Source organism: Kitasatospora sp. NPDC048715 (assembly GCF_043198905.1).
Lineage (GTDB): Bacteria > Actinomycetota > Actinomycetes > Streptomycetales > Streptomycetaceae > Kitasatospora > Kitasatospora lactacystinica.
The window spans coordinates 15,822-38,858 of sequence record NZ_JBICVH010000037.1; the positions used below are offsets into that span (position 1 = coordinate 15,822).

At 73.3% G+C, this 23,037-nt stretch carries 22 protein-coding genes; 10 read left to right on the forward strand and 12 right to left on the reverse strand.

Annotated elements, in window-relative coordinates:
• Positions 1-20: 20 nt before the first annotated feature.
• The 11 genes from ACGFSC_RS42595 to ACGFSC_RS42645 form a co-directional block, all read right to left on the reverse strand.
• Positions 21-746, reverse strand: coding sequence for an NUDIX domain-containing protein (locus tag ACGFSC_RS42595; protein ID WP_359912114.1), 726 nt, complete (start codon positions 744-746; stop codon positions 21-23).
• 80 nt (positions 747-826) lie between these two features.
• On the reverse strand, positions 827-1,159 hold the full coding sequence (locus ACGFSC_RS42600; protein WP_359912111.1) for a hypothetical protein: 333 nt from the start codon (positions 1,157-1,159) through the stop codon (positions 827-829).
• A 65-nt stretch (positions 1,160-1,224) separates the two neighbouring features.
• Positions 1,225-2,145, reverse strand: coding sequence for a hypothetical protein (locus ACGFSC_RS42605; RefSeq protein WP_359912108.1), 921 nt, complete (start codon positions 2,143-2,145; stop codon positions 1,225-1,227).
• 170 nt (positions 2,146-2,315) lie between these two features.
• Positions 2,316-3,050: a hypothetical protein gene (locus tag ACGFSC_RS42610; protein ID WP_359912105.1), complete on the reverse strand. Its 735-nt coding sequence runs from the start codon at positions 3,048-3,050 to the stop codon at positions 2,316-2,318.
• A 303-nt stretch (positions 3,051-3,353) separates the two neighbouring features.
• On the reverse strand, positions 3,354-3,968 hold the full coding sequence (locus ACGFSC_RS42615; protein WP_359912102.1) for a hypothetical protein: 615 nt from the start codon (positions 3,966-3,968) through the stop codon (positions 3,354-3,356).
• A 302-nt stretch (positions 3,969-4,270) separates the two neighbouring features.
• The gene (locus ACGFSC_RS42620) at positions 4,271-6,412 is read right to left on the reverse strand and encodes a hypothetical protein (RefSeq protein WP_359912099.1); all 2,142 of its coding nucleotides are present in this window, start codon (positions 6,410-6,412) and stop codon (positions 4,271-4,273) included.
• The gene (locus ACGFSC_RS42625) at positions 6,412-8,442 is read right to left on the reverse strand and encodes a hypothetical protein (protein WP_359912096.1); all 2,031 of its coding nucleotides are present in this window, start codon (positions 8,440-8,442) and stop codon (positions 6,412-6,414) included. Before ACGFSC_RS42625 ends, ACGFSC_RS42620 begins: the two co-directional genes overlap by 1 nt.
• A gap of 170 nt (positions 8,443-8,612) precedes the next feature.
• Positions 8,613-9,950 (reverse strand): hypothetical protein, encoded by a 1,338-nt coding sequence (locus ACGFSC_RS42630; protein ID WP_359912093.1) that lies wholly within the window; start codon positions 9,948-9,950, stop codon positions 8,613-8,615.
• A 97-nt stretch (positions 9,951-10,047) separates the two neighbouring features.
• Positions 10,048-10,236, reverse strand: coding sequence for a hypothetical protein (locus tag ACGFSC_RS42635; protein WP_359912091.1), 189 nt, complete (start codon positions 10,234-10,236; stop codon positions 10,048-10,050).
• Positions 10,233-10,544, reverse strand: coding sequence for a hypothetical protein (locus ACGFSC_RS42640; protein ID WP_359912088.1), 312 nt, complete (start codon positions 10,542-10,544; stop codon positions 10,233-10,235). Before ACGFSC_RS42640 ends, ACGFSC_RS42635 begins: the two co-directional genes overlap by 4 nt.
• On the reverse strand, positions 10,544-10,690 hold the full coding sequence (locus ACGFSC_RS42645) for a hypothetical protein (protein ID WP_359912085.1): 147 nt from the start codon (positions 10,688-10,690) through the stop codon (positions 10,544-10,546). Before ACGFSC_RS42645 ends, ACGFSC_RS42640 begins: the two co-directional genes overlap by 1 nt.
• Before the next feature lie 200 nt (positions 10,691-10,890).
• On the opposite strand from ACGFSC_RS42645, the gene ACGFSC_RS42650 reads away from it, so the two are divergent.
• The 10 genes from ACGFSC_RS42650 (at position 10,891) to ACGFSC_RS42695 (ending at position 21,129) form a co-directional block, all read left to right on the forward strand.
• Entirely contained in the window at positions 10,891-11,154 is a 264-nt protein-coding gene (locus tag ACGFSC_RS42650; protein ID WP_359912082.1) for a hypothetical protein, read from the forward strand.
• A gap of 97 nt (positions 11,155-11,251) precedes the next feature.
• Positions 11,252-11,545 (forward strand): helix-turn-helix domain-containing protein, encoded by a 294-nt coding sequence (locus tag ACGFSC_RS42655; protein WP_359912079.1) that lies wholly within the window; start codon positions 11,252-11,254, stop codon positions 11,543-11,545.
• Positions 11,546-11,642: 97 nt separating this feature from the next.
• On the forward strand, positions 11,643-11,780 hold the full coding sequence (locus tag ACGFSC_RS42660) for a hypothetical protein (protein ID WP_359912077.1): 138 nt from the start codon (positions 11,643-11,645) through the stop codon (positions 11,778-11,780).
• Positions 11,777-13,414, forward strand: a complete 1,638-nt coding sequence (locus tag ACGFSC_RS42665) for a hypothetical protein (protein ID WP_359912074.1) — start codon at positions 11,777-11,779, stop codon at positions 13,412-13,414. The genes ACGFSC_RS42660 and ACGFSC_RS42665 overlap by 4 nt, the downstream gene beginning before the upstream one ends.
• A gap of 179 nt (positions 13,415-13,593) precedes the next feature.
• A complete protein-coding gene (locus tag ACGFSC_RS42670) occupies positions 13,594-15,660 on the forward strand; it encodes a helix-turn-helix transcriptional regulator (protein WP_359908706.1) in 2,067 nt (688 codons plus the stop codon).
• Positions 15,660-16,277 (forward strand): hypothetical protein, encoded by a 618-nt coding sequence (locus ACGFSC_RS42675; RefSeq protein ID WP_359908709.1) that lies wholly within the window; start codon positions 15,660-15,662, stop codon positions 16,275-16,277. The genes ACGFSC_RS42670 and ACGFSC_RS42675 overlap by 1 nt, the downstream gene beginning before the upstream one ends.
• Positions 16,277-16,792: a hypothetical protein gene (locus ACGFSC_RS42680; RefSeq protein WP_359908712.1), complete on the forward strand. Its 516-nt coding sequence runs from the start codon at positions 16,277-16,279 to the stop codon at positions 16,790-16,792. The genes ACGFSC_RS42675 and ACGFSC_RS42680 overlap by 1 nt, the downstream gene beginning before the upstream one ends.
• A 71-nt stretch (positions 16,793-16,863) precedes the next feature.
• Positions 16,864-17,748: a hypothetical protein gene (locus ACGFSC_RS42685; protein ID WP_359908715.1), complete on the forward strand. Its 885-nt coding sequence runs from the start codon at positions 16,864-16,866 to the stop codon at positions 17,746-17,748.
• A gap of 2,598 nt (positions 17,749-20,346) precedes the next feature.
• Complete coding sequence (locus ACGFSC_RS42690) at positions 20,347-20,613, forward strand: hypothetical protein (RefSeq protein WP_359915552.1); 267 nt, start codon at positions 20,347-20,349, stop codon at positions 20,611-20,613.
• A gap of 21 nt (positions 20,614-20,634) precedes the next feature.
• On the forward strand, positions 20,635-21,129 hold the full coding sequence (locus ACGFSC_RS42695) for a hypothetical protein (protein ID WP_359915550.1): 495 nt from the start codon (positions 20,635-20,637) through the stop codon (positions 21,127-21,129).
• 244 nt (positions 21,130-21,373) lie between these two features.
• Here the strand turns inward: ACGFSC_RS42695 and ACGFSC_RS42700 are convergent, their stop codons facing one another.
• Entirely contained in the window at positions 21,374-21,892 is a 519-nt protein-coding gene (locus ACGFSC_RS42700) for a hypothetical protein (RefSeq protein WP_359915548.1), read from the reverse strand.
• Positions 21,893-23,037 lie beyond the last annotated feature (1,145 nt).

Consider the following 23,037-nt stretch of genomic DNA (forward strand, 5'->3'; position numbering starts at 1 on the left):
TCCCTGCTGGTCGGGGCGGGTTACTGCTGGGCGAGGTGGGCGAGGGCGCGGGCGATCAGGGGCCGGTGGGCGGCGTACAGGGTGCGCCCGGCGGCGGCGACGGCGCTCTCCAGGACGGCCATCGAGCCCGCCGGGTACCAGGTGGCGTCCAGGGCGTCGTCCGCAGCGACGGCGCGCACGGTGGCGGGCAGGACGTACAGGGCGGAGGTGCTTGCCACCCAGGCGCGGTCCGACTGGCGCCAGTCGTCCACCAGGTCCCGGCCCAGGATGACCGGCTGGTGGCCCCTCAGGTCCACCCCGGTCTCCTCGAACAACTCGCGCACCAGCGCCGCCGGGGCGGTCTCGCCGGGGTCGACCATCCCGCCGGGGATCGCCTCCACGCCGATGTCGTCCCGGGTGATCAGCAGGATCCGCCGGTCCGAGCCGGAGCCCGCGATCACGATCGGGTCCGCGGCCTGGTTCTCGCCCCAGCGGCCCAGGTTCCGGCCGGTACGGCCGGTGCGGCCGGCGGGGTGCAGCGGCCAGCCCCGCTCGTCGAACTTGAACTGGACGAGCGCGGAGGCCTGGCGCCGCTCCCAGTCGGTCACGTCGTCCGGGGTGGCCGCCCCCTCGGCCCAGGTGGGCACGTGGTGGGCCAGCGCCGACGGCAGCAGCTCAGGCGGCGTGACGTCCACGGGCGTGTACTGCGGCCAGCTCACGGCCCAGTCGCGCAGGTCGGCAGGGACGGTCTTCGTGGTCTCGCTCATGGTGCTGCCCTTTCTGGTCGGGTGATGGCTGGTGGCTGGTGGGGCGGGGGCGGTCGGCGAAGTCGGCCGCCCCGCGCTTCCTACAGCCAGGCGAACGCGTCTCGGACCTGAATGGCGGCGCCGGACAGGTTGTCCGCGTGCAGGCGGCCGTCGAACTCGTACGGGTCTTCCAGACCGTCCATGACGGCGTCGGCCGCGGCGCCCAGGACGTCGGCGAACGCCTCGTGCACACCGGCCGACTTGAGGGCTTCCACGACGTCGTCCTGGTCGGCACCGCCACGCTTGATGGCGTCGGCGAGCAGGCGCAGCGCGGCGGCGGCCGCCGGGGCGAGGACGACCAGGTGCTCGTCGTCGCGGGCGCCGTGGCGCTCGGCGGCCGTCTCGATGCGGTCGATGCAGGCGATCTCGGTCATCGGGTTTCTCCCTCTCGGTCGGATGGTGGCTGGTGGGGCGGGCGGGGGCGGCCGCCCCGGGATGGTCAGGGGCGGGAGGCCTGGCTGATCGCGGCCTGGACGCGGGCCTCGGTCGCGGCCAGGTCGACCGACTCCCGCAACAGGTGCTCCACCAGGCGGTCGGCGGCGGCCGTGTCGCCGCGCCGGACGGCCGCCATGATCTGGCCGATCAACACGGCCTCGGTCGCGGCGCCGTGCTCGTCCTGGGGCAGCAACCCCGCGCGGCGTTGGCCCGCTTCGTGGCGCCGGCGCACCTTGGTCCGCAGGCGCGCGGGGTCGGGCTCGTCGGCGTCGGTGAGCCGGGCCAGTTCGGCCCAGCTCAGGCCGCGCCCCTTGAGCGCGACGATCAGGGCGTCCCGGCGGTGGGTCAGCCGGTCGACGGCCCAGGAGACGGCGCGCAGCTGCTCGGCCGCCTCCAGGTCGTCGGCTCGCACCTGGGCGTGGTCCATCGGGTCGCCGAGGGCGGCCAGCATGGACTCCAGGTATCCGGCGTCGCGGGCGTGGGCGATCCAGCCCGCCGGGTCGTCGCCGTAGACGAGCTGGCGGTGCCAGCCGTACCGGGTGCCGTCGGTGAGCACGAGGACCGGTACGTCGCCGTCCTGGCCGAGGGCGACGCGGGCGAGGACGGCGGCGATCCGTCCCGGCTCGGCGAACACCGGCAGGTCCAGCGCCGTGCGCGGCTGGTTGGACCCGTCCGGGCGCAGCGCGGCGTGGGACCAGCCGGTCTCGGAGGACCAGGCGGCGAGCAGGCCGGCGCCGAACAGGGCGGCGCTGATGCTCGGGTGTCCGGCGTCCCAGGTGAGGACGGCGGAGGGGGTGGCGGGGATGCCGTCCTCGGCGAGTTCGTCGGTGTCCGGGATGTTCGTGGTGGTGGGCGTCAGTCCGACGACGGCCAGGGCGTCGGTGACGTGGCCGAGGTAGTCCTCGGCTTCGCCCATCGTGATCATGAGACCTCCAAGTGCTGTGCGCTTTTGCGCACAACACAGAGTGTGCGCGGATGCGCACAGTCGCGCAAGGGGGCCGCCTGACATTCCCTCAGACGGGTGACGACCCCGAACACGGCGACGGGCCCCGGGAATCCCCGGGGCCCGTCGACCCGCCCTCACATCACACCTGGTCAGGTGTGGTCCGGATGCACATAGACCTCACGATGCGCCAGCTCACCGCGCTCGGCCGCACCCCGCAGAACCGCCCGCACCACCGCCTCGTCCCGGCTGCGCCCCAGCCGAACGGCCACCGCCTCCGGGGCCAGACCCCCGGGCACCGCGGCGACCACCCGCACCGCCTCCGCCAGCCAGGCCGGACGCGGCGCCGGGACCACCGGCCCGGCCTCGACCGCGGGCTTCGCCGCCGGCGCCTTCGGTGCTTCGACGGTGACGTGCGAGCTGAACAGGCCGTACGGCAGCAGCGGCAACACGAGCAGCGACGCGACCAGGGCGGCCACCGCCAGCGTCGCCGTGCGCGCCTCCGGCTCCGCGCCCGCCCACATCACCGCGAGGGTGGCCCCCGCCCACACGCCGAAGGCCAGCACCCCGGCGCCGCGCTTGCGCCGGGCCCGCCACCACACGAACAGCCCGAGCGCCCACCAGCCGCCGAACATCGACTTCACCGAGAACGGGAGCTGGCCGGCGTGGCGCTCCAGCCAGGCATGCACCGGCCCCGACAGGTAGCCGCCCAAACGGATGAGATCGGGCGTCACCGCGCGGTCGGCAGCCTGAAGCAGGTGCCACAGCCCGGTCCCGGCGGCACCGAGCAGGCCTGCCACCCACGACACAAACGCCACCAGCAGCCACACAGCGCCCCACACCAGACCCGCCGCCAGCGCCACCGCCACCAGGATCCCGACCACCATCGCGACCGTCTCGGCCGGACCCGACGGCCGGGAGAACTCGACCCCCCGACGCCCCGACGAACGGGGCCCGGGCACGACCCCGGGAGCAGCCTCGGGCGGGGTGCCGGCGTGGCTCTTGATGACCACCGGGCCGCCGCTGTCGGCGACCGCCTCCCGAACCCCCTTCCACACCCGCTCGGCCCGGGCTCGGGCCGACTCTCGGGCGCCCTCAAATCGGTTGGCCATCGTGTGCTGCTCCTCCTGGTCGGCCCGTCGGTCTGCGCCGCCGGGACTGCCTTGTCCAACGACTTCCGGACCGCCGAGTTAGGCGTGGTCCGGGTGAATGTAGGCCGAGTGCGGCCCGTTCTCCCGATAGACCAGCAAGCCGCTATCGGCACAGGCTTGTAGAACGGGGCGGATGGTCTTGCGGTCTCGCCCGATTCTGGCCGCGATGTCGGCGATTTTGAGGCCGACCGGCCCGGCCCGCCAGATCGCCTCGTTTGTTTGCGGCAGCCAGGCCGCGCCGGGAATCGCGCCCCTGGGCAAATCGCCCGGCAGCGAGGGCGAGGTCCCTCCGAGGAGCGCACCGTATTCGGTATGCCCACCGGCCCCTCGCCGAAGGATCTCTCCCCGTTTTGCCATCGCCCCCAATTCGATTGAGAGAGTGGACCGATGGACGACAATTCCATCCGCGTTCAGAAGATCGCGAATTTCCGACGTCCTCAACCAGACATCGACCCCGGACGATGCCACGATCTTGCGCGCGGCCATCTTCCAGCAGCCGCTTCTTTCCTCGTTCTCGGGGACGGCCAGCCGCCCGTCCTCGAAATCCTTCAGCCGGAGGACGACACGGGCTCCGGGAGCGGCCTGAAATTCCAGACGAATACTTTCTTCGTCGCCCTTGCCCGGCGGGGTGTAGTGAACTTCCACGGTAACCATGGGGTGATTTCCGGTTCCTTTCCATATGCAGGACTGCCGCGCGCCCCGGTACAGCAGGGCGGGGATTCCGTGCCCGCCGCGGCGGGGACAGGCCAGCGGACGGCAACCGCGCCCGGCCTCCCGGGACCGGCCCGGTGGGGGGATCCCGCGGGGCGGTTCGGGGAGAGGCCGGGCGCGGCAGCGATTCCAGAGAGTGACCGGGTGTGCTGTCGTGTCGTGTGGTGTCGCGGTGCCAGACCCCCTCTGAGGCCCTAAACAGGCCCCTTTCCGGGGACGACAACACGACACCACACGACACGCGGTTACTCTCCGCGCCCCTCGGTGGGGAGCGGGGGGAGCGGGGTGGCGTAGGCCTTGTGGACGTAGAGGACGCGGCCGGGGGCCCGCTCCTCGCGGGCCAGCTCGCCGGCGACGACCCACTTGGTGATCCATCCTTGGATGGTGGTGCGGGTGGTCGGGTATTCCTCGGCCCGCAGCTGCTTCTCCAGCACGGTCGCGCCGGTACCCTCGTTTCGGGTTTCGATGATCAGCTCCATGCAGCGTTCCTGCGGGTCCTTTCGGAGCGGGACCGGCGGGGGCAGGGGGCGATTCTGCGGGGCGGCGGCCGGGGCGGTCCCGGCCGAATTCGCGGGGTTTTCCGGCGCGGGCTGCGGGGCGGTGGCCCCGGCGAGCTTGGCGGCCATGTACGCCTTTACCGCGTCGGGGGTGAGGGGTTCCACGCCGGGGGCGGTGGCGGGAATGTGAGGCACCCCAGTGCTTTCGTCGCCCGCAGGCGTTGATTCGGCGGCGGGGGCGGTCGGCTGCCCTCCGTAGGCCATTTGCGCGGCAGTCGTGAGCTTCTTTCCCGGGAAAAGTTGGGGAAGGGTCCTGCCCCAGCGCCCGGCGTAGAGCTTTCCGGCGTCGACCCCGGCCGACAGGGAGTCCATATCCGGGCGGATTTCGGACGTGGCGATGGCGGCCTGGATGAGGTCGTTGGGCTTGACCCGGTAGCCCTTGAAAGGGCGGGGCGAGGGGTTTTCCCAGGAGACGAACCCGGAGCCCTTGTAGGGGGCATCCTGGATATCGACGGTTCGGCGCCCGGAGTCGAAGAGCTGGTCCAGCTCGCCGACGTCCGTGACGCGCATTCCGATGCGCAGCCGGGCCTGCTTCTTGATGCCGGACGGCAGGTAGTCGATGGTCCCGCGCAGCGTGCACACGAAGGTGCGCACGGCGGCGGCGCGGCCGGTGTCGCTGATCTGCTGGACCAGCTCCGCCAGGCCGTTGGGGAGGGTGCCGAACTCGTCCACGATCAGCGTGATCTGGGGGAGCGTCGGGCGGGGGATGATCAGGTCGGTGTTCTCGCGCGCCATGAGGTCCTGGTAGCCGGCGCCGCGCGCCTTGATGACCTGCATCGCGAACGTGAGCATCATCAGCGCCTCTTCGGGCGTGGTGGCGACCCAGTCGATGGCCGGGCGGGCGCACTGTCCGGTGAGGGCCCAGGGCCGCAGGAACGGGGTCGCGGCCTTGGCGGTGAAGTCGATGACGAACACGACGTTGTCGCGCTGGCGGATCAGCCGGGTGAGGATCACGTTGAGCTCATTGGACTTGCCGGATCCGGTCTGGCCGGTGAGGACGCCGCACTCCTCGCGGATCTGGACCAGCGTCTCCTTGCCGTTGCGGTAGCGGCCAATGTCGAAGGTGTCGTTGACGCTGAGCGGCGAGAAGTCGTGGTGGAGGGGGATGTCGGCCCGGATGACGTCCTTGGTCGTCACGCGCAGGATCGCGGTTCCCCGGTCGCGTCCGGTCACGATCTCGATGCCGCAGCCGCGGCGCAGGCGCAGCGCGGCTGCGAAGCGGGGGGCGTGGGCGGCCAGGTCCTTGACCTCGGTGCCGTCGGCGGGCAGTTCCACCTGCACGCTGTACCCGACCTGGTGGGGCCACTCGGTGACGCCCGTGATCTTGCAGCCCTCCAGCTTGGAGACCTTGGGGATCAGCTCGTTCCACTGCATGGCAACCGCCTGGCGGCGCTTGAGCAGCTGGCGATTGGCGCGGGCGGTGAGGGCGGCACCCTCGGTGTTCTGCACGGTGCGTCCGGCGAGGCCGGCGAACAGGGCGCCGGCGCCGAGGGAGACCCAGATGCGCCAGTCCATCGGGCCCTCGGCGAGGACCCAGGAGGACCATCCGGCGGCGGCCAGCCAGGTGCCGGAACGCACGACGCGGGCCTGCGTGGAGGAGTCGCGCCGCGCTTCGCGGACGAGCTGGCCGGCGGCGCCGGCGGCGCCCAGGAGGAGGGCGGCCTGCGGGGGCAGACCGGCGTCGTAGCCGATGGTGGCGAAGCCGGAGGCGCCGACGGCGCCGCAGAACGCGGCGGAGGCGGGGGTGAAGCCGGAGGAGTGGTCCAGCAGCCGGGAGGTCTGAGCGGCGGCGGCCGGGGTGTTCTTCTTGGTCATGGTCTGGGTCCCCATCAGACGTTCCACATCGCTTCGGCCTCGGTGGACTTGCGGGGCTCCTCGTGCCGGGCGATGTCGGCGGCGTGGTCGCGCCGGAACCCCGGGGTGACGGAGGAGGCCTGGGCGGCCGCCTGGACGAGCAGGCGGTAGATGTTGCCGACCATCTCCGTGACGGCGTCGGCCACCGGGTAGTTCGCCTCGGAGTTGGCGGCGAGCGCGCCCACGGCCTGGGCGAGCGCCTCCAGGCCGGTGGGCAGACCCTCGTACTCGCGGCCGACGGCCATCATGCTGGGCGGGGCGTAGCGGGAGTAGGTGGTGGCCACGGCCTCGGCCGCGGTCTCCATCACCGAGGGGCGCATGCCCGCCTCGCCCTCGCCCGGGCGGCCGCCGATGTTCCACATCCGCTCGCCGCTGAACCCGTTGCGGGGCGCGTCGAAGCGGCGCAGGTCCTCGGCGTGCAGCGTGGTGAACTTCGGGTAGATCTCGTCCGCGGCGATCGCGATGCGCGTGAGCTGGTCGGCGAGCGCCTCGATGCGGTCGGCCGTGCCCTTCTCGGCCGGGTAGACGCCGGAGGTGTTCTCCGCGAGGGCGTACAGCGCGTCGGCGGTGTTCCGGCAGGCGCCGGGCAGGCCCTTGTACTCGGCGGCCACGGCCATCATGGACGGCGGCGAGTAGCGCAGGTACGCCTCGGCCACCTGCTGGCATTCTTTCGCGAACACGGACACGTCCGGTCCCTCCTCGTTTTCGATTTCGCTGGACCCGGCGCCGGAGGCCTCGGGCTGGTCGGTGTCGTCCTCGGGGTCGTCGACGCCCATGAGCCGCTCGAACTCGCCGAGGGTCATGCGCCCGTTCAGGATCTGCCACAGCGCTTTGGCCCAACGCCAGCCCCAGGTGACCGTGCTGCCGTTGAACGAGACGTCCTTGTTGAACAGCGCGACGGTGTTGCGCGCCATCCCGCACACGAGGCCCAGCGCGGTGCCCACGATGCCGACGGCGGCGACCGGGACGCTGGCCAGCACCCGCATGGTGATCCGGCGGGCCTTCGCCCAGTTCTTGGCGCGCTTCTCCGCCCGCTGGACGGCGGTCGCGGCGCGGTGCTCGCGGCGGGAGTCGCGGGCGTCGCGGGTCCTGGTGCGGGCGGTCTCCCGGGCCTCGACGGCCCGGGCGCGGGCGGTCTCCGTGGCCTCACGGGCCTTCCAGCGGGCCGCCGAGGCCTGGTCGCGGGCCCCCGCTGCGGTCTGACGGAGCGCCGGGTTCTGGGCGGTGCGGCGGGCTGCGGCGGCGACCGTGCCGCGCGCGGAACCGGCGGCCGCGGCCACGCGGCCCAGGGCCGGGGATGCGGCCGCCGCCTGGCGGGCCGCGCGCACGCCCGGCAGGGCGGCGGCGCGGGAGGCCACCCGGGCCGCCGCGCGTCGGGCGGCGGACCCGCCCTGCTCGGCGGTGCGGGCGCCCGGAACACGGCCGGCCGAGCCCCCGGCCGCACCCCGGGTGGCGGCGCCACTGCCGAGGACGGTGCCGGTCCGACCGACCGACCCGGTGCCGCGCAGGCCCGACCCGGTCCCGCGCAGGGCCGCCCCGGTGCCCGCTGCACCGGCGTAGGCCGCGCCCCGGCCCCAGCGGCGCGAACCGGACAACCGGTCCCAGCCGCGGCCCCGGCCCCCGAAGGCGGGATCCCGGTCCCACCGGCCGCCGGGCATCCGCCGGCCCTCGGCAACGGCCCGGGCCCGACGGGCACGGGCCATCAGAACCGCACCGGCGGTCAGGGTGCCCAGTCCCGGCAGGGCGACAGCGGTCACGATGCCGGGCAGGCCGGTGGCGCCCAGCACGCCGCCGGCGGTGGCGACGGAACCGGCGAGACCGGCGACGGTGGGGATGGCGGGCAGGCCGGTGAACGCGGCCGGGATCTCCGGAGCCGGGGCGGCGTCGTCCCGGTCGGCATCCTGCGGCGGCGCGAAGTAGACCGAGTCGCCGGGGTCGACGTCGTCCGGCTGAATCGCACCGGTCGAAACCGCGTGCGGTTGGACGGTCAACTGGTTGGTCGTCATGCTGGCTGTGCCTCCTGATCTGTGGGAGGGACGCCCGGCGGGCGGTGGCCGAGAACCTTGGCCCGCCGGGCGGTAGTGCCTTGATCACGATGGGTGCCGATTGTCACCCGCGCGGAGTGAAGGCTGCACCCGTTTTGGATGTCTGACTGAGGGTCAGATTCCGGATTCCGTCAGCGGTGCTTGCGCATCTCGCGGTCCAACGATTCCGGGCGGAACGGGGCACCGACCATGCTCGGCAGCATGCTCTCCAGCTGCTCGCGCTCGGTGATCCCGGCCTGGACCATCAGCAGCTCGACCGCCGCCGCCAGGCTCATCCGCCGCACCGCCGGCCGCTCCGACCGCTGCTGCTCCTCGGGCTCCGGCCGCTCCGGCGCCTCGAACCCCGTCCGGACGGGCCCCCGCACTCCACCGCCCGCGACCTGGCCGGATACCGGCTCATCCGGATGTCCGGACGCCTCCTGCACTCGTCCGGACGGGCGTCCGGCCGTCGGGTCGGCCGCCCGGACCGCCTCCCCGATCTGCTCGATCGACCAGCCGTAGCGCTGCGCCCGGTCGATCAGATCGCGGGCGTCCTCGGTGACCTCCCGGGGGGTGAGGTCACCGGAGCGCAGCCGGGGCCCGGCGGCGACGTAGACGGACACCAGGTCCTCCAGCGCCTCCCGGCGGCGGTGGCGGGCGGTGTCGTAGATCTCGCGGATCGCCCAGCCGTCGGTGTGGGCGGCGCCGATGGCGCGGTCGGCCTCGTGTCCGACCTCGCTGTCGCCGCCGGCGGTGTCGGAGAGGATCGCCTCCACCGCACGGTCCAGCGTCGCCTCCGTCCGGGTCGGGGCCGGCCGCGCCGGGACGGCGGGCCCGGCGGGGACGACCTCGGCGATCGGCATCGCCTCGGGCACCGCGTACCCGGCTTGCTCCATCGCGAGCAGTTCCAACGCCGCGGCCTCCTCGACCCGGGCCACCTGGCGACGGGTCGAGGACAGGGCGAGGGTGGTGTGGGCGCGGGAGCGCTCGACCTCGATGAGCGCCTGGTCGTCCGGCGACAGATCCCGGTGGATGTGGGCAAGCACCCCCAGCCACAAAACCTTGGCGAACAGCGACACCCCGGCACCGAAGATCGCGGCAGCGTAGCTGTCCTGCTCCCTCACGCCGTGGGTGCCGATGGCGAGCATCGTCACCACCAGCAGGCACCAGCCGAGGTTCCGAGGGAACGCCCGCCGGTCCGGCTCGTAGCGGGACATCCACTCCAGCAGCAGGCAGACCACCCACGCGGCATCGAAGATGGCGGCGGCCGCGTAGCCGATGCCACCGGCGAGCAACTCGCCGATGCTGTAGGTGGACCAGGTGATCGCGGCCAGGGTGAGCGCCAGGACCAGGCCGACGACGGCCCGGAGGGCGACGCGGTCCCAGTCGCGGGGCAGGACCGGCGTGCGGACCTCCTCCGTGCGGGTGATCGGGGTCCCGGTCACCGGGTGCACGGCCTGGACCCGGCGGGTCGTCGTGCGGTACTTCATCGGGCACCTCCGAAGATCGCGCTGAGGATCAGCATCAGGACGAACCAGGCGCCGAGGGTCACGGCGAGGATCAGGGCCAGCAGGTCGATGCCGTGCTTCACCGGTCGCCCCCGTCCCGGCCGAGCGCCAGGTCCAGCCGCTCCTCCGCCAGGTCCAGCGCGGCGTCCCGCAGCAGACGGGCGTCCTCCGCCGCCTCGGGGTCCGTCAGCCGGGCGGCGGCGCAGCCGTACTGCCACGCCTCGTGCTGCGCGCTGACCCAGGCGGTCAGCATGGTCGGGCGCCTCATCGGACACCGCCCTCGGTGTCGACGTCGTCCTCGCCGCAGGGGGCCAGGACCCCAAAGGCGAGGACCAGCGCCAGGACGGCGGCCGTCTCCGCCGCCGCCAGCTCCGCCCAGAAGGGCGCGGCCAGCTGCTGCGCGAGACGGTCGGCCCCGGCCGCCCCGGCCACCGCCAGCAGGACGGCGGCCGTGACGGTCAGCGCGCTGTCGCGCTGGGTCGGGTTGAAGGCCCGCCAGACGAAGGCGGCCGCGGCGGCCTTCGGCTTCGGGGCGGGCTTCGGGGTGGGCACGGACGTGCCGCCGGCGTAGCTCATCAGGCACCCCCGGACAGCAGCCGGTCGATCTGCTCCGACAGGTCCGCGACCTCCTGGCGCAGCTGCGCCGGGGCGGGGACGGTCGGCTCCGAGGCCGGGGTCGGGGACGCCGGCGGTGCCGCCGGGGTGGGCTGATCGGGGGACAACGCCCCCGGGACGATACGATCCGACACAGCGGATCGCCTCCTCTGGTCTTGTCAGAGAGTGGTGCTCCGTCAGGCCTCGGGCATGGTGGTGGAACACCGGCCCGGGGCCGCTCCCATTTCTGGGTGCAGAGCAACCATGACACAAACCACCATTGGATACAAGGATCGTTTCTGATGGTGCGTTGCCGTATGCTCCCCACATGGTCGAGATTCCAGAGGAGCAGCACGCGCAGGCCCTACGGCGCGTGGCAGCAGCCGCAGAGCTGCGCGACAGGGCAGAAGCCCTGGTCGCCCGGCTGACTCAAAGGGTTGAGAGGGCCTCCGTCGAAGCGGCCCAGGTCGGCACCAACCGAAGTCGCATCCGGGAAGTGGCGGGCGTCTCCCCCCGGACCATGTACGGATGGTTCGCCGACGCCGGACTGGAAATCCGGCCCAAGAGGCCGGCGAAGAAGCCGCGCACCTAGGGCCCACCACTCCAGCCCGGCGACACCTGGAGCCGTCCGGGTGATCATTCCGGCGGGCGCTTCCCTGAATTCCCCCAGTGAATGCAGGATGTGACTCATGCATACGTCCACTACAGAGGGCATGCTGCGGACAACCATCGCCGCGCTACTGCACGCCACCGGCGAGCGTCAGGAGGATCTCGCGGCGGGGGTGCGCCTCTCGCAACCGCAGGTCAGCCGCAAGCAGCGCGGCCAGTCGTCGTGGTCGCTGGCCGACCTCGACCGGCTCGCCGCGCACTACGGCGTGCCCGTGCCAGACCTGCTGATGGGTCCGACCCACGCCGTGCGACAGCTGCCGGCCGTACGCCCGGCCGCCGCCATCTGCGGCACCCAGTCGGTAATCGCTGTGTAAACGCAACAGGCCCCGTCAGAGACGGGGCCCGCACGTCCGCCCGGTTGCCCCCGGACGGAGAAGCACCTGCCCGCTAGGAACGGAGGTGCGCTCTCCCATGAGCGTACGGAAGACCCCCCTCGGCGCGCCACAGGGCGTGACCGACACCACCCCGACGGACGGGATCCACGTGCCCCGGACGGGCGCCCCGGCGCACGTCACCGCTCGGCGCACCCCCCAGGACGGTGCGCGGTGAGCCTGGCACCTGAAGTTCGACGGGGCGGAGGCCTGCCGTTCGGCCAGGTCGTCTCGCAGTGGGTCTGTGATGACCGGTACACGACGAACCTGCGCACCCTGTACACGATCCTCGTCACCTACGCGGACATCGGCTCGCGCGACACCGAGAAGGGCAAGCCCTACCGCGCGGAACTGGCGCGGCAGCTCGGCACCTCGCTCAGCACGCTCGACCGCACGGCGTTCGAGGGCGAGTGCGCGGGCCTGTTCCGGGTCGAGGAACGCAAGGACCCGAACAACCCCACCGTGAACGACGCGAACATCTACCACCTGAACGACGCCCTGTTCTGGCGGGGCGATTGGGTGGATCCGCTGCGCCCCGGCGAGAAGGCCGCCGACGTGGCGAAGCGGCTCACGGCGAATCGGGTCGCAGCCAAGAAGGCCGCCGGCTACGTACACAAGGGCGGCCGGAAGAAGAAGGCCGAGGCACCCGAGGAGGGGGTGGCATCACCGGTGAAGCCACCCCAGGAAGAGGGGGGTAGCGTCATGGGTGATGCCACCCCTGGCGTCATGGGTGAAGCCACCCTGGCGTCACCCATGACGCCCAATGTCTATAGCCCAGCCAAGAACCCAGATCGAGAACCACGCAACCCCTCCCTCCCTCCCTCCAGTTCTGACCCTGACGCGCGCGCGAACGCGGGCACGGACGGACGGACGGACGGCGGCGAGATCGAGCAGCAGGACCAGGAGCAGGCCGGCGAACCCGACGCGGGGGCGAAGGCTCCGACAGCTCCGGCTGCGCCGGTCGCGTCGGCGGGAATGATGCTGCTGCTGGAGATCGGCGTGGCCATGCCCGAGCTGAGGGTGTCCGTTGACGCGCTGCGGGACCAGGGCGCGGCCCTGGACCGACGGCTGACGGCGGGCTGGCCGGTGGAGTTCCTGCGTGCGTCGGTGACGACGAGTCCGAAGAACGAGCCGGTGCGCAACGCCGACGCGGTGGTCGCCTACCGGATCGCCCTGATCCCCGAGGCGCCGGGCGTCCTGCCCGGGCAGGACGCGCCCGCGCCGACCGTGCCCGCGCAGTCCCGTGCGGTGGTGGACCACCCTTGCCCCGGCTGCCCCGGTCGGCCCGCCTGCGGGTACCCGGTGACGGTCGCCGGAACGCTGTGCCCGTCCTGCCTGACCGAGCGCACCGAACGCGAGGTCGCGGCGTGGGGGCTGTGCGCGGGGGCCGACTGCCAGAACCGGGCCGCGCCCGAGGCGCCGGCGGGCCTGTGCCCGACCTGCGCCGCGAAGGCGGCCAGGGCGGCCCTGACCCAGTGCTCCACCGAGGACTGCGACAGCCCTGCCGTCCTGCATGGCCAGTGCACCCGCTGCCGCCGCGAGGACCGGGAGCGGGGCCAGGCCGTGCCACCGGCCGACAACGCCGAGGCCGAGTCCGATGCGGCCCTGGCGCGGACCATCGCCCGCTTTGCGCACCCCACCGGCGCCACCCGGCCCGGTGGCTGCGTTGAGGGCGCCAACGGCTGCTCCCGCGATGCCGTCCGAGACGGTCGGTGCGAGGACTGCCACGACATCTGGACGGGGCACCAGGAGTACCTGGACGCCCTGGCCCCCGCCTACGCGGGTCAGGAAGCGGGCCAGGCGCCCTTCTGACGGGCGATCACCGCTCCGCCGGGCCCCTGGTCCGGCGGAGCGGTGACAGGCCCTCAGGGCCCCCGTAGCGGCCCGCCCGCACCCCGGGTCGCACGTGCCCGCTGCGCCCCGTCACTCATTAGAGTGACCTCGTGCGTAATTCATGGAATATCTCCATCAATGATGGATAGGATGCTTGCATGACGCTCAGTACGTTGGAAACTCTGCGGCTCACGATCGCCGCGATCAGGCAGCGCACCGGGGAGAGCCAGCGTGACCTCGCCGCCGCGGTCGGGCTGACCCAGGACAAGGTCAGTCGCCGTCAGTCCGGTGCCCAGTCCTGGTCCCTGGACGAGGTCGACGTCCTGGCCGGCCACTGGGGGATGGGGCCGCTGGACCTGCTCTCCGGGCCGACCCACGCCGCCCAGTCCATGACCTGGCCCCCCGGCACCGCCGCCCCGGCCCCGTCGGTGCCGGCCACCTTCGCGCCCGCCGTGCCCGTTCCGGCCGTCGAAGTGCCGCCGGTGCCGGTCGCCGTCCCGGGCGCGTCCACCCCGCCCACTCCGGTGCCCCCGGTGGCCGCTGTTCCGGCCGCCTCGGTCGCTTCGGTCGCTGCTTCCGCCCCCGTTCCGGCCGACCCGGAGGCCCCGGCCGCCGTGCAGCAGCCCGCCGTCGCTCCGCCGAGCCCCGCCCCGGTCGGCCCCACGGCCCCCGCCCCCGCCGCCGAGGCCCCGGTCCCGGTCCCGGTCCCGGTCCCGGCCGAGGCTGGCGCCGCCAACGCCGCCCCGGTGCCGATGGCAGAGCCCACCGCGCTCCCGGCCCCGACCGTCGAACACCAGCCGGCTCCGATGGCGGAGCCGGCCGTGTCCGCGGCCACCGCCGAGCAGCTGACCGTCGACCCCGCTCTGGTCGGCAAGCCCAGCGCCGACTACGACCGCGGCCCGGACGGCGCCCCCGCCCTCCACCCCGCAGTGCCGTGCGAGCAGTGCGGACGGCCCGTCACCCACCGGATCGCAGGCCGCCCGCTCCACCTCGGCGGCTGGTGCGCCCCCGCACCCGGGACCGCCCCGGCCGCCGGCGTCGACCAGGCCGACGCCGTCGCCGCCCCGACCACCACCCCGGTGCCCGCTGCGCCCGGCGCGGTGCCCGCGGCCCCGGCCCCGGCCCCGGCCCCGGCCGCCGCCGCCCCGGCCCCGGCCGCCGCCGCCCCGGCCTCGGCGTCGTCCGCTGCGCCCCGGTCGGGCCCGACCGCCCGCAGCCGTGAGTACGCCGGTACCGGCCGCGAGCTCGGCTACTACCTCGACATGATCACCTCGGCGGTCGAGCGGGCCCTGGAGGAGCACGACGGCGACCTGGAAGCGGCGGAAAAGGCGCTGGAGAAGAAGGCCATTCCGGCCGCCATGGAATTGTTCGACGCGACCCGGGTCGGCGCCGCGTACGAGCACACCGCTTATCCGGAGCGCCTCGAATTCCTGTCGAAGAAAACCCGGTCCGGTGCGGACGAGATTTGGGAGGGGCGCCACAAGTGGGAGAACGCCCCGCTGATGGCGCGGCTGACGGCCGGCGCCGATCCGGTGACGGTGGACGTCCTGGACACCAACGCCGCCTACTGCAGCGCGTTGAAGACGCACCTGCCGATCGGCGCCCTGGTCCACCGCCCGGATGGCGGCTGGGACCCGAAGCGCTCCGGCGTCTACCTGCTCCCGGCCCGCCCGGCCTGGGACCACCCGCACCTGCCCGACCCGATCGGCAACCGCCACGAGGCCGGGCCGGTGCTCCTGGACGAGGCCACGGTGCGGCTGCTGATCCGCTGCCACAAGCTCGGCCTCACCGACGCCCCGCACATCACCGAGGCCTGGACGTCCGGCAGTAGCGAGGGCCTGCTGGAGAAGTTCCGCCGCGTCCTCACCATCGCCCGCGAGAACGCCATCGCCGACGGCGACACGATCACCGAAAAGTACGTCAAGGCCATGTACGCGAAATTCGCCTCCACCATCGGCGAATCCACCTACAACAGGGACATCCGCCGCCCCGACTGGATGCACATCATCCGCTCGCAGGCCTTCGCGAATCTCTGGTACAAGTCCCAGCGCGCCCACAAGGCCGGACTCACCGTCGTCGCGCTGCGCGGAACCGACGAACTCCACGTCACCGGCGGCGAATGGCGAAAAGCCCACGGAGGTGTTTTCGAAGAGGGCCGCCTGACGACACAGCTGAAACTCAAGGACCAGTACACCCTGCCCCGCACCCGGAACAGGAGCGCCTGATGTCAACCGACGGCTGGAAGAACTTCGGAAAGTACGGCGCGGATCTCGACCGCGGGAACGTCCACGGCAAAGTAGCGCTCGGCCGCGCCCTGGAGGACGTCCTGGAGCGCATGATCATCGAGGGCGGCATCAAGTCCCCGCCGTCCACCCGCCGCGGCCTGACCGCCCGCATGCGCTACCTGATGACCCACAAGGGCGGCCACCAGGCCCTCGCCGACGCCGGCATCACCGCCCACCCCGACACCCTGCGCGCCTGGACCCGCGGCAAGCAGCACCCCCGCCCCGCCAACCAGGACGCCATCGACACCGCCTACTGGAACCTGCGCGCCGCCAACGTCCTGAACAACCCCGCCATCCTCAAGGCGCACCTCAACCGCGACGGCCGGGGCACCCGCATGGAGATCCACCCCATCGACCAGACCCTGGTGGACGAGCCCCGCCGCCGCGACATCCGGGTGCGCACCGTCCAGGTCCGCTACGTCTGGGACGACGCCGTCGACGCCCTCACCACCGGCGACGCCGACAAGCTCGAAGAGATCTGGGACGACGTCATCGCCGACCTCGACTCCGACTACGGCGCCTACCAGTACGTCTCCCACATCGGCCTCGGTGCCTGATGCGCGCCGCCGACCGCGTGCCGACCCACCCTGTACCCGCCCCGGCCCAGGGCACGACCGGCCCGGGCCCCCAACGCTCCCCGGCCAACGCCGGCACGCCCAGTGCCCCGCCGGTGCTGCTCCTGGACCCCGGCGCGCTCGCCGATCCGGTGGAGCGCGAGCGGGCGTTCGCCCGGCTGCTGCGCTACCAGGCCCAGGTCCGCACCGCCCACGTGCGCCTGGAGGAAGGCGACCGGGTCGAGCTGCTGGAGCCGATCCGCGCGACGTGGATCGACGAGGACCTGGCCGCCGAGGAGTACTGGGAGGAAGACGCCCGCGTCTACGCCCGTGTCCCGGCCGGCGCCCTCGGCGTCATCACCCGCGTCCGCCGCTACCCGACCCCGTTCCCCTACGTCGTCGCCTTCGACCGGGGCCCCGAGTGCGCCGTCCGCAACCACCAGATCACCCGCACCCTCGACCAGTCCCTCACCCCCGCCCCGCCGCCGCCCCCGGCCCGGGAGCCGCGCAGGCTCTGACCGCACGACCGGCCGCCACCACCCGGTGGCGGCCACCGAACCCCGCCGAACCCTCACCCAGGGAGCAGCACGTGGAACAGCAGCCCGTCACCTACGACTGGTGGGGCGCCGTCCCCGCCCACCTGCGCACCACCACCCAGCTCGCCGCCCTCGACCTCCCCCGCCAGCCCGCCGGCCCCGTGCGCGCCACCATCAAGACCCGCACCCCCGTGAAGGGCGAGTTCGACCTCTACGACGTGCACGAGTCCGTCCCCACCGCGGCCACCGCCGCGCAGCTCGCCGCGGCCGCCGCCCGCCGCACCACCAACACCCGCACCTGCCAGGACTGCGGTGCCCACCCCGAAACCCCCTGCACCCCCGCCCCCGGCGACGGCCGGGCCCTGTGCGGCACCTGCGCCCACATCACCCGCCTGCGCACCCGCCAGGCCGAGGCCCACGCCGCCGCCCAGGACGCGGCCGCCCGCGCCGTCCGCCTCTTGGACGACGAGGACCTGACCGTCCTGCACGTCGACTACACCCCGGGCGAGCCCACCGCGGCCGGAACGCCGCGCCCGCCGGCCGCCGCCCGCTTGGTCGCCGTCGACCGCACCGGCACCACCCTCTACGACCGCACCGTGCGCCTGACCGGCCCCCGCACCCCCGGCGCCCCCGCCGGCGCCCTCGACCCCGGCCCGGCCCTGGACGACCTCGGCGCCCTGCTCGCCGACCGCACCGTCGTGATCTGGACCCCCGGCGACCTCGATCCCCTGCGCGCCGCCCTCGACCGGCTCAAGCTCCCCGCCCTGGCGCTGCCCGCCGACCGTGTCCGCGCCGCACGCCACGCCGTCACCGCCTGGCGCGCCGACCTCGACCCGCGAACCGGCGAACACCGCCACCCCACCCCGCCCGGTACCGCCGACCGCCTCCTGCTCCTCCTGCGCCGCATGGCCGCCGCCGCCCCGTCCACCGGCCAGTAGCACCCGGCCCGGGCGCGCAACAGGCCCCCACGCCCGGGAATGGGCGTGGGGGCCTGCGACGTGGACGGCGCGTCGCCGCGGGCAATGGTGGTGCGGCGAGCGCCGCCACCAGCCTCCCAGACCCGCCCCCGGACGGTCCCGCCTCTCGGTCCCGACCCGGGCCACCGGGCGGCCCCGGTGCTGCCGGCCGTGTCCGTCCCGAGCCACGTATGGCCCGGACTCAGATAGCGGCTTCTCGAATCGCCGTTGACAGGTGATATTTCCGAGACAATAGAGTATTCCTGGGATGGAAGTTCCTTTGTGGACGGGATTTTCGAGGATGGCCGAATGAGCGCTATTCATGGTTGAGGTGTAACGCTAGGCTGGCTGACCATGCCAATTGGCTCGTCGACTGTTCGGACGAAGGGTCGAGTTCGGCCCGAATGGCACTTCGGAAGCACCAGTCGACTCGAAACCAGGGGAAACGATGCGCATGCGTATAGCTGTAACGGCTGCTGCTGTCCTTGCCGCCACCTCGGCACTTCTTGTGCCGGCTGCGGCTCAGGCGACGCCTGCCGCAAGTACGTCTGAATTCACGATCACAGGCATCTGGGTGTACACGGGAATCTCCGTTTACGGGCGGAGCACTTGCAACGTGCAAGCCGAGATCTACAAAGCGCAGACTGGTCGTCAGGTTCAGTGCCGCGGCCCGTACGCGGGAGATCGCTTCGATCTCTACGAGTACCTCAACTGATCAATACCTGCGACTGACGGCGGTACCTCAGTCACCACGGACCCCTGGCCGGTTCTCCAGTCGGGGGCCTGGTCAGGACGGCGACCGACATGCAACGGGAGCGCCCGCGGCATGATGCGTCGGCACTCGTCGCCGTTTGCCCGGCGAGGGGAGACAGTCTCGGCTAGGGCCCGCGAGCTCGGAATTCCCCGGCCCACGGTCTCGGACTGGTTCCGCCGACTGCCCTGAGCCCTGGCCGTGGCCGGCGCCTGCGCGCCGGCCACGGCCAGGCCCGTTGTCCCGGCCGCCGTTCGGCGGTGTTGGTCGCACCGGATGCTGCTCGCCAGCCTCCCGTCTGTGCCGTCCCGCCCGTCCCCGTTCGCCCCGGTCTTGCGGTGCGGTCCCGTCCCGGGCCACCGGGCCACCGGGCGGCCCCGGTACCGCCTCAAGCCGTGTCCGCCCGGCCACGTAGACACCACCGCAGGTACCACCGCAGGCACCACCGCAGGCACGAGCGCAGGTACCACCGCAGGTACCCCGTCCCTCTCCCGACTGATCGGGCATCAGCGCAGGTCAGACCACCTGTCAGACATCACGAAAAATCAGACAACCCCCTCTGTGCTGCCCTTCTCCTGGTCCCGGGTGTGGATGGTGGGTGGGGTGTGCGGTTGAACGGCGGGGGCCCCACCCTGCGGGGCTGTCCTCTCCGTGGTGCGTCCGGCGGTGCCGGCCGCCTGCGGAGCGACGTCGGGATGTCAGCGCTCGGCGACAGGAAGTGTCAGCGGCGGCGACACGAAGCCGTCGTCCCGGGCCGGGTCCGTCCGGCCACGGGCCGTGGTTGCCCCGGAGGTTGCCCCGGGCGTTGCTCCGGGCGTTGCTCCGGAGGTTGCCCCGGGCGTTGCTCCGGAGGTTGCTCCGGGACAGCCCCGGTTGTCCCGTGTCCGTGCTGGTCAGCGCGCGGGACAACCCATCCCCGGAACGCCGACTACTCCTCTCCACGCCCCGGACGGCCGGGAGAGCAGCAGCACCTCGGGTGTCCCGTACGGCCCGCGGAGACCCCGGTCGCGCGACCGGCGCGGCGCTCGCACGCGCGGGCCGCAGCCGGCCCTCGCCCGGGAACGCGACGCCCCCGCCGCAGTGGCGAGTTCGGCACGCTGCTCCTTCTCCCCCCGCTCGTCCTCGGCCCGCCGCCCCGGATCGGGCTGTGCCTGGGCGGCGAAGGCGGCCCGCTCGACGGCGAAGACCGAGGGCTCCGGGCCGACCGGGCCGGGGAAGCGGAGAAGGTTCGTCATGACCGGCCCAACCCCCGGCCGGCCGAGCCGGTTACGGGCGGGGAGTCCGGCCCCCGACCGGCCTCCCGTGGGTCCCGACGTAGGTCCCGACGTGGCTCCTCCCCTGGGTCCTGACGTGGGTCCTGACGTGAGCCCCCCACCGACGGCGCACTGTTCGCGTTGCCGCAGGTCAGAGCCCGTTCACCAAGGTTCGGGACGTCCGACAATCCTCTCCTGAGCCCCTCTTCTGCCTGGTGGTGGACGGGGTGGGGCGGTCGTCGAGGGCCCGGCGCCTGCGGCGGGCCGGTGTGGTGGTGGCGTCCGGCGGTGCCGGTCGCGCCGGGGCCGGGGCGGCGCTGTCCGCCGGGGGCGGGCCGTGGCGGTGGTACACGTCCGGCGAAGGCCGGCTGCCCCGATCGGCCGCCAGCAGGACGAGCCCGTCGTCCTGGCCGACCGCCCCGGTGCCCGCCCCGGTGCCCGTCCCGGCCCTCCACGGCCTCTCCGTACGACGTTCCTGCCCTCCGCCCGCCGCGGCTCCGACGGGCCGTCACAGACCCCCTGGAGCGCCTCTCGCCCGCCCCGTGCTCCGCGAACCGTCGCGTCGTTGATTCGGGTGTGAGCGACGATTTCGGGTTCGACCGGGTGCGGGTGCACCCGGAGTTGGGTGCCGGCCCGCTCGGCTGCGCCGAGTGCGCGCGGACGCTGCGCATGTTCGAGGTGCTGGCCGGGCCGGGGGTGCTGGCCGCTCCGGGTGCCTGCCCGTCCTGCGGCACGCTCACGAGTGACGTCGCCGCCCTGGTCGACGTCCCCGCCGCCGTCGACCTGCCCCCGCTCACCGGCCCGGCCCGCCCCGCCGGACGCCACCGCCGCACCCACCAGTAGCCCCCGACCCCCGGAGACCCCGTGCCCGACCCGCTCCTGTGGCCCGACCCGACCGCGACCCTGACCCGCATCGCCCGGGTCGCCGGCGTCGGCCGCGCCGCCGTGACGACCTGGCGCCACCACCCCGACTTCCCCCACCCCGTCGCCGGCACCGAGCAGAGCCCGCACTTCGACCCGGCCGACACCGAACGCTGGCTCTACCGGCACGGCAAGATCGGCCACTACGAACCCCCGGCCCAACCCCCTGCCACCCTCACCCTCCCCGACGGCACCACCGTCACCCTCCACGATGCCCACCTGCGCCGGGCCGACGGCCTGGTGGAGCTCGGCGGCTACACCACCCCGCCCGCCTGGGTGCCCCTGCAAGACGCCGCCCTGGCCCGCGTCCAGGTGACCGGCCTGCCCGACGTGACCGTGACCTCGGCGACCGCCGACATCTCCGACCACAACGACACCCGCCACATCTCCCTGATCTGGCGCGAAGAGAACCAGCACACACTCACCGCCCAGGCCTGACCCGGACCAGCACACAGCGGGCCCCGCGCGCGACTGACACGCGTCGGGCGGTTCGGGTCGGTGCGGGGCCGCTGGTTTCGTCGTGCGTCCGCCTGCTGGGCCGTCCCACCGGCCTCCACCGCACCGCAAGACCGGCCCGGCCCGGCCCGCCCGCCCGTCGTCGGGCCGGTTTTGTGGTGCGGTGGACCAGTCGGTCGTCCTGGTCCTGCTCGTCCTGGTCCTGCTCGGCGTGGTGTCGCCCACGTCAGATGTCCTTCAGTGCCTGCAGGAAGGCGTGTTCGGCGGCGGCCAGGGCGTCGAGGACGGCGGCGAGCTGCTCCGGGGTGTGCTCGCCGACCTGCGCGCGCTCGGCCACCGAGAGGGCGAGGTCCAGGTGCGCGGCGACCTCGGGGTCGCCGTGTCCGAGGTAGTGGGCCTCGTAGGTCCCCCGCAGCCGGTGGGCCCAGTCGCGCCACCGCTGCACCTGGCCGTCCACCACCGGCGTCCCGGCGATGAGCCAGAGACGGAAGTGGTCGGCGACGACGCGGTCGGCCGGACGGTGGTCGAGCATGGTCCCGCACACGCGCCGCTGCTGGTCGTCGTCGGCGAGCCGATGCAGATTGTGGCGGCAGCCGAAGTATCGGCTACTGGTGAGACTCATGCTGTGCCACTCACAGGCGTAGACCACGTACTCGGCACGCCGGACCTTGTGGCTGCTGTAACGGGTCGTGGAATGGGTGGCGGTCTCGGCGCAGTCGGTGACCCGACGGAAGCTCGGTGGCATGGGGGGTGCGCTCCTCAAACGTCGCCGGTCCGCAGTGTCGACCTACGGCCGTAGCCAGCCGAAGCCGCCGCGGCGAGGTCCCGCTCGACCCAACCACAGCGACGCCGGACCCCCCGGGGAACCACGCCGCCGGCGAAGCCCCGCGAAGGGCCCGCCCGCCCCGTCGCCGAGCCGGACCCCTGCTGCACCTCCCGCCACCCGCCTGTCCGGGCGCGGGGTGCCGTCCCGGGGGCTTGCTCGCCGCCGCCCTGATGCCGGGGCGGCAGCTCCGCCCGGTCGACCGAGATCTTGCGGTGGAAGGGGCCGGCGGGGCCGTTCCCAGGCCGTGCCCGTGGGTCCCGGGCCCGCCTGTCCGGGCCGGGGCCGGGGGCCGTCCTGGGAAGCCGTGCTCGCCGCCGTCCGGGACACCTGCGCCGGGCACAGCGCTGCGCCCGGCGCCCGGGTCCTGGGGTGGCGCCGGGGCCCGCTCGTCGCCCGTCCCGCCGTTCCGCCGGCCCGCAGGCGGCGCCGTGCTGCGCCGGGGCCTGCTCGGTACCGGCCCGGCTTATGGGGGTTTTCCATGGCGGTTTTTGATGGGCTTTTCGCATAGGGCTTTCGGGGGCGGAGTTTATGGTTGCACCGGAATTCCGCGCCATATCGTCAGCGGGCCCTTTCCGGTGGCGTTCTGAGGGGACGTGGGGGCGGATTCCCTGGGTCTGCACAGGGCCTCGGGTGATGCATTCTCCGGGGGAATACCGGGGCGGGGGTAGCGGGTGCGGCAGGATTTGCTGACGGCGGAATTCTGATACAGGGTCACGGGTATTCTCCGATAAATGCGGGGCCCTATCGGGGCAGACAGGTTCAGACCACTACATGTGGTCTAAACCTGTTACGAGGAGTGATGGCCGGGGAGGACAGGTCTTGTGTCGCCGAAGGATGTCGTGACACTATGAAGTCAGGTGGTCGGGGCGTGGGCCGTGCCCATCGCAGGGCGGGAGGGCGGCGACGAAGGCTAGGACCCACCCCCTCCTCCCAGTCAGCCAGGCGCACGAAGTGCGCCAAAACCCCCACTGACCAGCAGAAATACGGCCCAGACCGAGCCCGGACGGGGTGTCATGGGCCCGCCGGTGCGGAGCGCCGGCACCCCGAAGAGAGCAGCACCGAAC